The following is a 10,872-nucleotide window of genomic DNA, read 5'->3' as shown; positions in this document are numbered from 1 at the left end:
CAAAAGCGCAGACGCCCATTCAAGCCGTAGCGCATAAAAAGCCCATCTTCTGACGGGCTTTTTGTTAGATCTACTGCCATCACATATTCCGGCGATATTCCCCACCCACATCATATAGCGCATGCGAGATCTGCCCCAGCGGGTTGTACTTCACCACCTCGACCAGCTGCTCAAGCACATTGCGCAAATTGCACGCCGTCACCTGCAACACCTTGAGGCCGCCTGAGGCCAACGAGTTGCAAGCCTCGCCGTAACGCTTCACGTTGGCGATCTGCTGGATCTTCTCTTTTTCGGCGGAGCGGATCAGCTCGATCTCGGTGGCGATCTCGCCGCCGTGGTCCCCAGTCGACAAAGCACTTGGGAAGGTGTTGGCGCCGATCAGCGGCAATGAGTCGTCGTGCTTCTTGCAGCCTTGATCGACCACGCTGTAATACATCGACTCTTCCTGGATCTTGCCGTGCTGCTACATGGTGTCCATCGCGCCAAGCACGCTGCCAACGCGGCTGCCCTGCCAAGGGTTCTCGTTGTTGTGAGAGCGCTCATTGTTGATGATCATCCGGACCGCCACCGCGCCATTCCCCCACAGCATTTCCCGAGCAGGCTCACATTTTGCCGCAAAGTGCAGATGATAGGCTTCTCGGCAAAGGATTTCAGGACCCGCCCTTTTAAAAGGAGTACTCATGATCCCCATTTCCACTCGTAATCGACTGCGCCGGTCCCGCAGAGCGCTCTTGCTCGGTGTGCTGGTCGCTGGTCAGATTCTCTGCGTGGCACATGCGGCAGATGCTTCCGACGCCAAGGCCTTTACTGGCGACTGGAAATACAAACAAACCTGCGGCTATCAGCATTCAGCCACGGTAACCCTGACCCAGACAGGCGAAAACGTGACCGGCGACTGGACAGACGGCACACGGCTGAGTGGCTCGGATGGATCACTCAAGGGCAGTATCCGCAACGGCAAGTTGTATGTGCGCTACTGCGGCGGCGACGAACACGCCGGTTACGCCGTGTGCCCCAGCTATGAAACCGAGGAGAGCGACTATTTCGCCCGCCAGGGGAGCGATCTCGTCTGGTACCGAAAGGTCGGCAAGAAGGAGGAAAGCACCTACGAGAAGTACGTGGTACTTCATCCGGTAATCAAGGGAAAACATCTGCCTGTCGACGACCATTGCACCGACGACAAGAACTAATTGCGATAGCTCAGAGTTAAGGAGAACTCCATGCCCACATTGACGGACAACGAAGCCAAATCTCTCATTTATTTTGCCATCGGGGTGAGCTCTGAAGGCCTGGACAAGGCCTACCAATTGAGCTTTGCCGGCAATATCTCGCACGATGCGCAGGGCAACTCCGTGCTGCACCCGGTGGCAGCCAGCGGCTATTCGATCGGCACCTTGCAGAGCGATCTCGGCCAGAGCGGCGGAATGGTCGCCACCCAGTTGACCGACGCCTACCAGACATGGACGACAGCCCATCACGCCGACTGGACCCTGACCGTCGCGCAGCGGACGCAGACGATTGCCGATCTCAGCCGAGACGGCCATCAGATCAATGACCGCGACCATGGCCGCGATTTGGATGCCACCGTCAAATCGCACATGAATGCGTTTCTTGCGAGCGATGACGGCATCACGTTCGTACACAACCGCGACGTGGAGCAAGTGAACAAACTGATGACCCATGTCGTTACACCGCTGCGTACGAGCGAGCTTTATCGGCATGCCTCGGCGGATGATCAGGCGCGAATGATCGCGATCAGCGCCAAGGCCTACAACCAGAGCGAGCGCTGGGGGCAGCGAATCGTGGACCACATCGGCGACGGCACGTATCACAGCGTCACCGATGTCAGCGGTGCCATCGACCATATCCCGGACTATATGCAGACCGGGAGAGACGACGCGCTACGTGGCGCAGGCCTCTTCAACACAATGCAGCATGCAACAACGAACAACGCCATGCACACGCCATGGCAAGACGTGCTGGCCGATCCGCTGGTGAATCCGACTCGGCTAGCTGCCGACACGGCTCACCCGCATCTGAGCCAGACCTACCCCGCGGTGAAGGACATGTTTGTCGATCCGACGCACGGGCGACAGATGGTCGACGCGCTGGAAGCCGGCGGCTCCTATGCCAGGACAGCTAGCGGCCGCGGCTTTTATGCGGAGGGGCGCGATTTCGTCGAATGGGACAAGACCGGGCACGGGCGTGCCTTCATCCACGGGCAGTGGAGCGATGTATCCGGCCGCGACATCACGACAGTGGCCAATCGCGACCATACCCTTGACGTGAACATCCGTCGCAATGGCGCGGATGAGCGGTTGCTGCACGTCACGCATCCGGGCAGTGTTTTGCATCACCAGTCAGGCCCGACCCAGCACACGCCCACCGATCACGTACAACACGCAGGCACCTTGCGTGAACACGACCGTGGCGCTGAGGTCCACGATCTGCAGGCGCAGTTGGCCCAGCTCGGCCTGCATGACGCCCACGGTCGCCCCCTTGTGCCGGACAGCAACTTTGGCCCAGGTACCAAGGCAGCGGTGGAAGAATTTCAACGCAGCCAGAATCTCCATGCAGACGGCATTGCAGGGGCGAAGACGCTGGAAGCCCTGAAACATGCCACGCAATCGCAAGCTGCCCCGACTCTCGTTGATGCCACGCACCCTGGCAACGGGATGTACCTGCAGGCACTCGACGCCGTGCATCGCCTGGATGCGCAACAGGGACGCGCACCCGATCAGCGCAGCGACAACCTCGCGGCGGCACTGGCTGTTGCCGCTCACGGCAACGGCATGAGCCGGGTCGATCATGTCGTGCTCAGCGATGACGCCACTCGTGCATATGCCGTACAGGGCGACATCAACTCCCTGTTCAAGCGCTATACCGACGTCAACGTGGCCCAGTCGATCGGTACGCCTGTCGCACAAAGCAGCGTTCACTGGCAACACGATATTCAACAGTTAGCCCCGGCCCAGACCACGCCACCCATGCAGCAGGTGCAAAACCCGCAACTGGATCAGCCGGCGTTGCAGCGCTCACCTTAGAGGTCTCGCAGAATCCTCACGCTGCAATACGCTCGATCTGCTCGACCCTCTTGCCCAGCACACGATGAGCCTCTTCCAGATCGAAGTCCGCTTGCAGGCCGAGCCAGAATCGCTCGCTGGTGCCCAAGGCAGCAGCGAGACGCACAGCCGTATCCGCCGTAACACCGCGTTTGCCGAGTACGATCTCGTTGATGCGACGCGGCGGCACGCCGGCGGCACGCGCCAGCGCGTTCTGGCTGATGCCCAAGGGAGTAAGGAACTCCTCGAGCAGAATTTCACCGGGATGGATGTTGGGCAGCGTCTTCATGGTTGACTCGTTTGCGTCAGTGGTAATCGACGATTTCCACGTCGTGGGCGTCACCGTCAATCCATCGAAAACAGATGCGCCATTGATCGTTGATGCGGATGCTGTACTGGCCTTTGCGGTTGCCTTTGAGGGTTTCGAGCCGATTGGCCGGCGGAACGCGAAGATCATCCAGCACAGAGGCGTTCGCGAGCATACGCAGCTTGCGACGCGCCACGGGCTGGATGTCGGAAGGCAGACGCCGGGATGGCGTACCGCCCCAGACCTTTTCCGCTTCCTTGTCGGCAAAGTTCCTGATCACGGATAAACCATAACGCTAGTCGTCATATAACGCAAGTCGTCATGGCTGTGCTGCCCGGCACCTTGTCGGTGATCCCCTGGGTCACCACAGCGCCTTTCCCCCACAGCATTTCCCGAGCAGGCTCACACTCTCCTGCGAAGTGCCAATGCTAGGCTTCCTGACAAAGGATTTCGGGATTCGCCTCTCATGGAAACCGCATGTTCCACATCCCCGCTCGTGTCCGTTTGCATCAGCCCCTCGGTGTCCTCCTTTTCGGCACACTGGTCGTCGGCCAGCTTCTCAGCTCGGCGTACGCAAAGGACACCGCATCGAACGCCTTCGATGGCTATTGGACTTACCACAACAATTGTCATTTCGGTCATTACGCTGAAATCAAACTAACGCAGAAAAATACAGACGTCACAGGCGACTGGAGCAATGGCACACGACTGAGGGGATCGGACGGATCACTCAAGGGCCGCATCCGCGGCAACAAGCTGTTTGTACGCTACTGCGGCGGTGACGAACATTCCGGGTACGCCGTGTGCCCCACGTACGAAACCGAAGAGAGCGACTATTTGGTCCGCCAAAGGAGTGATCTGGCCTGGTACCGGGGGGAACGGCAAAGGGACCGCGAGAACCTTTGAGAAGTATGTCGTGCTTCATCCCACCGTCGAAGGGAAACGCGGATCGTTCGACAACGACTGCCCGAACGACAGCAACTGATAGAAAAGCGCCAGATTGGGTGGATGCATCATCTCGCAAGACACACATCGCGCCACGATATCGCACCAGATTCGCACCAGCAGCGGCAAACAGTCCACGAGGTATGCTTAATGAAAGTCCGTTTCTTGACGACCATGGCGTTGGGTGCAGGCGTGATCACATGCGTCGCCGCACCAGCCGGCACCTCCCCAACCACTGTACCCAGCGACGTGCGCGCCCTTGTCAGGCCGACCGACACCCTGCTTGCCTATAAGCCTGCCGACCTCTACAACGACGGCACTCAGGGAGCGGTGATCGTCATTCGCCACCTGGTCATTGGAAAGAGTGATTACGACTTCGACAACAATCCTTGCGAGCTGGTGGTTCTGCGCCAGAAGAACGGCAAGCTCGGCGAAGCCGATCGCAGCACGAAGGCGGTGGATTGCACGTACAACGATGTCGCACGTAACGCCCCCGCCATGTCGTTGAACGACAACCTCACCGTGACACCAGCCAGCATTATCTACATCAACCAGAAGGATAAGGGTGACAGCACCTTCTACTTCGCGTGGTCGAAGCAAAAGAACGCGTGGTATCTGCAGCGCGCGACAGCCTCGAATCCTGATGGCAGCAGCGTCTCTAACGTCAGTGCGTCGTATCCAAAGGACTTCACGTGGACACCGCTGTCGTCCGTTGATCCAGACGCCATGGCCGAGATTCTCGAGAAACACGGAAAGACCAGCAAGTAAAAGGAGTTCACCATGCCACAGTTCAACGAAAGCTCCGCCCTCCTGTTCAAGCGCTGCGTCGAAGCGGGCATCGAATCACCTGCTGAGCTCGCCAACATCATGGGCAATGCCTCGCTCGAAACCAGAGGCTTCAGCACGATGCACGAAGGTCTGCGGTATTCCTCCGTGGACAACGTCGTTGGTGCCGTGAAGAGCGCAGCCGTACGTTACACGCGTGATGAAATTCAGGCTGCGGTCGACAGCCACGATCCGAAAGAAGTCGCCAAGGTGCTGTACGAAGGCCGCTCCGATCTAGGCAATAACACGCCTGGTGATGGCTACAAGTTCCATGGCCGCGGCTATTTTCAATACACCGGCCGCGACAACTACACCACTTTTGGCAACAAGTTTGGCGTCGACCTTGCTAACAATCCCGATCAGGCAGCCGAACCGGAAATGGCCGCAAAACTCGCCATCGCCTACTGGAAAGATAAGGTTCCCGAGAAATACCGCGAAGATGCCAAACATGCGGGTGCCATCATCAATGGTGGTCCGAATGGCGCCAGCGAACGTGTGATTCAGTCGGATCTTTGGAAAGGCACGATCACCCCGAAATTGGTAAAAGGCGTCAAAGACGGAACGATCGACCTGAATCAACTCGCCAGCATGGGCGCGAACGAGCATGGCAAGTCGCATCACGCAGCAGGTGTTGAGCCCAAGCCCGGCGAGACCATGCGCAAGGGCGACCATGGTGCCGGCGTCGCCGAACTCCAAAGCAAACTCGACCAGTTGGGATACAAAGGCCCCCACGGTGAGAGTCTGACCAATCACGGTCACAACTTCGGCCCGATGACACACGACGCCGTACGCACCTTCCAACGCGCGAATCATCTGCATGACGATGGCATTGCTGGTCCTGCAACGCACAAGGCCATCGACACGAAGCTACGCGAAACCGCACAAGTGCAGCTCCCGCCGAATCTCGCCGACACCACGCACCCCGGCAATGGAATGTACCTGCAGGCACTCGACGCCGTGCATCGCCTGGATGCGCAACAGGGACGCGCACCCGATCAGCGCAGCGACAACCTCGCTGCAGCTCTGGCCGTCGCCGCTCACGGCAACGGCATGAACCGGGTCGACCATGTCGTGCTGAGCGATGATGCTACTCACGCGTATGCGGTACAGGGCGACGTCAACTCCCTGTTCAAGCGCTATACCGACGTCAACGTGGCCCAGTCGATCGGTACGCCTGTCGCACAAAGCAGCGTTCACTGGCAACACGATATTCAGCAGCCCGCACCGGCACAGACCACACCATCCATGCAACAGATGCAAAATCCGCAGCTGGATCAGACGGTGATGCAACGCTGACATTCTTGATCCCGTTTTCATTCTTGAAAACGCACTCATTCAAGCTTGGCAGACGCGAAATATGTTTGATGTCGCTGCCCGCTATTGAATCGACGGCGCAATGGCCACGGCCGCTCCGCTGATTGAATCCATCCACCGCATCAAGCAATCGGCGTCATTGCCAAGGAAGGAAATATGAAGACGACAACAGGAAAATGTATCTCGGCGCTTTTCATCGCAGCCGTCCTGGCTGGATGTCAGATGATTCCCCTGCAGAACCGGAGCGTGACGAGTGCAGAGTCGAATGCGCCGCTTTCGGCGAGTGCTGGATGGGCCAGGATCGTTGAAATGGATCGCGAGGCGGTTCGCCGTGGCCTGCTATCGCCGGAAGTTATCCCATACGATCTTCAGATAGCGCAGATGATTCCTGAAGGTGAGGAAATCAGGGCTTCTCGCGACAAGGCAAAGGCCCGTATATGGACGGAGAAACTCAACACCCTCACCGCTGCAAGAAGCACGGCCATGGGAAAGATGACAGCAAGAGAAATGGCTGAAAACGATGCCACATCCAATGCATGGGCTGATCGCAAACCCGATCCTTGCCTTTCGCCGATGGGCAAAAATATTTGCGCCGCGCCGCCAGCGCAACAAGGGGGCGTCAATTATTCGGCGGGTCCTGGCGGCATAGGCGCCACTGTCGGCGGCATATTTGTGGGTCCCGGTGGCATAAGCGGGACCAACGGGCAGTAAGAGACAGCCTGTTTTGTCTGTACGGGGCTTGGGGCGCACTTCTTGTTGCTACGCCATGGCAACGAGCACCCCTCTCGCTGACCCTCTCCCCGGCGATGCCAGGGAAGAGGGAGTTATGCGGCGTCACATATTGCGGCGGTATTCCCCACCCACGTCATACAGCGCATGACTGATCTGTCCCAGCGAGTTGTACTTGACCGCCTCGATCAGCTGCTCGAACACGTTGCGCCGATCGCGCGCCGTCGCCTGCAGCACCTTGAGGCTGTCTGAGGCCAGCGCATTGCGCGCCTCGCCGTAGCGCTTCACGTTGGCGATCTGCTGGCCTTTCTCTTCTTCGGTGGAGCGGATCAGCTCGATCTCGGTGGCGATCTCGCCGCCGTGGTCCTTCGGCAGGAAGGTGTTGACGCCGATCAGCGGCAGCGAGCCGTCGTGCTTCTTGTGCTCGTAGTACATCGACTCTTCCTGGATCTTGCCGCGCTGGTACATGGTGTCCATCGCGCCGAGCACGCCACCGCGCTCGCTGATCGCCTCGAACTCCTTGTACACGGCTTCTTCCACCAGGTCGGTGAGCACGTCGACGACGTAGCTGCCCTGCCACGGGTTCTCGTTGAAATTGAGGCCGAGTTCCTTGTTGATGATCATCTGGATCGCCACCGCGCGGCGCACGCTTTCTTCGGTGGGCGTGGTGATCGCTTCGTCGTAGGCGTTGGTGTGCAGGCTGTTGCAGTTGTCGAACAGCGCGTACATCGCCTGCAGCGTGGTGCGGATGTCGTTGAACTGGATTTCCTGCGCGTGCAGCGAACGGCCGGAGGTCTGGATGTGGTACTTCATCATCTGGCTGCGTGCACTGGCGCCGTAGCGCTCGCGCATGGCACGCGCCCAGATGCGGCGGGCGACGCGGCCGATGACGGTGTACTCCGGGTCCATGCCGTTGGAGAAGAAGAAGCTCAAGTTTGGCGCGAAGTCGTCCACGCTCATGCCGCGCGCGAGGTAGTACTCGACGATGGTGAAGCCGTTGCTCAGCGTGAAGGCGAGCTGGCTGATCGGGTTGGCGCCCGCTTCGGCGATGTGATAACCGGAGATCGACACCGAGTAGAAGTTGCGCACCTTGTGGTCGACGAAGTACTGCTGGATGTCGCCCATCATGCGCAGCGCGAATTCGGTGCTGAAGATGCAGGTGTTCTGCGCCTGGTCTTCCTTGAAGATGTCGGCCTGCACGGTGCCACGCACCGCCTGCAGGGTTTCCGTCTTGATGTGCGCGTAGGTTTCCGCATCCACCAGCTCGTCGCCGGAGACGCCGAGCAGGCCGAGGCCCAGCCCGTTGTTACCCTTGGGCAGCTCGCCGTGGTACTGCGGGCGCGACACGTGCTTGTACAGCTCGGCGATGTGCTTCTCGGCGGCGGCCCAGCGAGCGTCGTCGGCGCGCAGGTACTTTTCGACGTTCTGGTCGATCGCGGTGTTCATGAACATCGCCAGGATCATCGGCGCGGGGCCGTTGATGGTCATGGAGACGGAGGTGCTGGGCGCGCTGAGGTCGAAGCCGGAGTACAGCTTCTTCATGTCGTCCAGGGTGGCGATGTTGACGCCGGAGTTGCCGATCTTGCCGAAGATGTCCGGGCGCGGCGCGGGGTCTTCGCCATACAGCGTGACCGAGTCGAACGCGGTGGACAGGCGCGTGGCGGCACCGCCCTGACTGAGGTAATGGAAGCGGCGGTTGGTGCGCTCGGGCGTGCCCTCGCCGGCGAACATGCGGGTGGGATCCTCACCGCTGCGGCGGTACGGATACACGCCGCCGGTGTACGGGTAATGGCCCGGCAGGTTCTCGCGACCGAGGAAGCTGAGCAGCTCGCCCCAGTCCTTCGACTTCGGCGGTGCCACCTTCGGGATCTTCTGGTGGCTGAGCGAGTCGCGGTAGTTCTCGACGCGGATGACCTTGTCGCGCACCTTGTATTCGTTGACGTCGGCGGTGACCGACTTGTACAGCGCCGGCCACTCGCGCAGCTGGTGGATGGCTTCGTGGCTGAGTTCCTTGAGGGCGGCGTTATAGCGCTGGCGCAGGGTGAGCAGGCTGCGGTCCGGGTGCGGCGCGTCGATGCCGATGTGATCGAGCAGATCGGCGTTGCGATACAGCTCAAGCGGACGAGGCAACTTGTCGTCGCCCAGTTCCTTCAGCGCTTCGTAATAGTGCTGCGCCTTGCTTGCATAGACAGCCTGGTGCTCGATGCTGTTGTTGATGCTGCGGCCCTGCTCGGCGATCTCGGCGAGGTAGCGCACGCGGCTGCCCGGGATCAGCACGGTGGCGCGCGGCGACTTCAGCGTGGTGTCGAGTTGCGGCGACCATTTCTCCTCAGGCAGCTTGAGCTTGTCGCGCATCAGGCGGCACAGGTTCGAGAACATCCAGGTGACGCCCGGATCGTTGAACTGGCTGGCGATGGTGGGATACACCGGCACGTCTTCGTCTTTCAGGGTGAAGGCGGTGCGGTTGCGCTTCCACTGCTTGCGCACGTCGCGCAACGCGTCTTCGGCGCCGCGCTTGTCGAACTTGTTGAGCACCACGAGTTCGGCGAAGTCGATCATGTCGATCTTCTCGAGCTGGCTGGCGGCGCCGTATTCGCTGGTCATCACGTAGACCGGGAAGTCGACCAGGTCGACGATTTCCGAATCGCTCTGGCCGATGCCGGCGGTCTCGACGATCACCAGGTCGTACGGCTGGCTCTTCAGGAAATCGATGCAGTCGTGCAGCACGATGCTGGTGGCGGCGTGCTGGCGACGCGTGGCCATCGAGCGCATGTAGACGCGATGGCTGCGCAGTGAATTCATGCGGATGCGATCGCCGAGCAGCGCGCCACCGGAGCGGCGGCGGGTGGGATCGACCGCGAGCACGGCGATGCGCATCTGCGGGAACGCGTGCAGGAAGCGCAGCAGCAACTCGTCCACCACCGACGACTTGCCGGCGCCGCCGGTGCCGGTGAGGCCAAGCACGGGCGTGTGCTTGCCGGCCAGCTTCCACTGCTTGCGCTGGTGTTCGAGTTCGGCGTCGCTGAGCTTGCCTTCCTCGATCGCCGAGAGCATGTGGCCGATCGAGATCTCGTCGTCGATGTCGACCTTGGGCACGGTGCTCGGATTTGATCCGGCATGTTCGGACTCGGCACGTTTCGTCGCGGCCGAGCCGGCACGATGCATCACGTCCTCGATCATCTCGGTGAGGCCGAGCTTCATGCCGTCGTTCGGGTGATAGATGCGCTCGACGCCGTAGGCCTGCAGCTCCTTGATCTCTTCCGGCGTGATGGTGCCGCCGCCGCCGCCGAACACGCGGATGTGGCCGGCGCCGCGCTCACGCAGCATGTCGACCATGTACTTGAAGTACTCGACGTGGCCACCCTGGTAGGACGACAGCGCGATCGCGTCGGCGTCCTCCTGCAGCGCGGCACGCACGACGTCTTCCACCGAACGGTTGTGGCCGAGGTGGATCACCTCCGCGCCCTGCGACTGGATGATGCGGCGCATGATGTTGATCGCCGCGTCGTGGCCATCGAACAGGCTGGCGGCGGTGACAAAGCGCAGCGGCGTGGCTTCGGCCTGCATGGCGCCGGCGGGGACGTGCTTGGCGGGGGAACTCATGGCAACTCCGACATCGTGTGCTTGAACTGCACGATTCTAGTGGATCGTGGTCAAGCACGCGGCGTCGGGTGCGTACCCCTGCGTACG

Annotated in this window: 9 protein-coding genes and 1 pseudogene; 6 read left to right on the top strand and 4 right to left on the bottom strand. The window is 60.4% G+C overall.

Going from position 1 to position 10,872, the window contains the following annotated elements; all coding sequences use genetic code 11:
• Positions 1-79 precede the first annotated feature (79 nt).
• Positions 80-571 (bottom strand): annotated as a pseudogene (locus B0E50_RS16985) (methylmalonyl-CoA mutase); the annotation flags it as partial.
• 109 nt (positions 572-680) lie between these two features.
• Between B0E50_RS16985 and B0E50_RS16980 the strand changes: the two are divergent.
• Both B0E50_RS16980 and B0E50_RS16975 read left to right on the top strand, forming a co-directional pair.
• Positions 681-1,190, top strand: coding sequence for a hypothetical protein (locus B0E50_RS16980; RefSeq protein WP_139350907.1), 510 nt, complete (start codon positions 681-683; stop codon positions 1,188-1,190).
• Between the two features lie 30 nt (positions 1,191-1,220).
• Positions 1,221-3,044, top strand: coding sequence for a peptidoglycan-binding domain-containing protein (locus tag B0E50_RS16975; protein ID WP_077442480.1), 1,824 nt, complete (start codon positions 1,221-1,223; stop codon positions 3,042-3,044).
• A 16-nt stretch (positions 3,045-3,060) separates the two neighbouring features.
• Here B0E50_RS16975 and B0E50_RS16970 read toward each other — a convergent pair whose 3' ends face one another.
• Positions 3,061-3,351, bottom strand: coding sequence for a HigA family addiction module antitoxin (locus tag B0E50_RS16970; protein WP_077442479.1), 291 nt, complete (start codon positions 3,349-3,351; stop codon positions 3,061-3,063).
• Positions 3,352-3,367: 16 nt separating this feature from the next.
• Complete coding sequence (locus B0E50_RS16965; protein ID WP_077442478.1) at positions 3,368-3,649, bottom strand: type II toxin-antitoxin system RelE/ParE family toxin; 282 nt, start codon at positions 3,647-3,649, stop codon at positions 3,368-3,370.
• A gap of 197 nt (positions 3,650-3,846) precedes the next feature.
• Between B0E50_RS16965 and B0E50_RS16960 the strand changes: the two genes are divergently transcribed.
• The 4 genes from B0E50_RS16960 (at position 3,847) to B0E50_RS16945 (ending at position 7,164) form a co-directional block, all read left to right on the top strand.
• Complete coding sequence (locus tag B0E50_RS16960; protein WP_077442477.1) at positions 3,847-4,275, top strand: hypothetical protein; 429 nt, start codon at positions 3,847-3,849, stop codon at positions 4,273-4,275.
• Positions 4,276-4,464: 189 nt separating this feature from the next.
• Positions 4,465-5,082: a hypothetical protein gene (locus B0E50_RS16955; protein WP_139350906.1), complete on the top strand. Its 618-nt coding sequence runs from the start codon at positions 4,465-4,467 to the stop codon at positions 5,080-5,082.
• A gap of 12 nt (positions 5,083-5,094) precedes the next feature.
• A complete protein-coding gene (locus tag B0E50_RS16950) occupies positions 5,095-6,435 on the top strand; it encodes an XVIPCD domain-containing protein (protein ID WP_077442475.1) in 1,341 nt (446 codons plus the stop codon).
• A gap of 174 nt (positions 6,436-6,609) precedes the next feature.
• Entirely contained in the window at positions 6,610-7,164 is a 555-nt protein-coding gene (locus B0E50_RS16945) for a hypothetical protein (protein ID WP_077442474.1), read from the top strand.
• Positions 7,165-7,287: 123 nt separating this feature from the next.
• Here B0E50_RS16945 and B0E50_RS16940 read toward each other — a convergent pair whose 3' ends face one another.
• The gene (locus B0E50_RS16940; RefSeq protein ID WP_077442473.1) at positions 7,288-10,785 is read right to left on the bottom strand and encodes a methylmalonyl-CoA mutase family protein; all 3,498 of its coding nucleotides are present in this window, start codon (positions 10,783-10,785) and stop codon (positions 7,288-7,290) included.
• Between the last annotated feature and the right edge of the window lie 87 nt (positions 10,786-10,872).

This window comes from Rhodanobacter sp. C01 (assembly GCF_002001045.1).
In the GTDB taxonomy this organism is placed as follows: Bacteria; Pseudomonadota; Gammaproteobacteria; order Xanthomonadales; family Rhodanobacteraceae; genus Rhodanobacter.
This window is presented reverse-complemented; position numbering and strand designations above follow the sequence as displayed.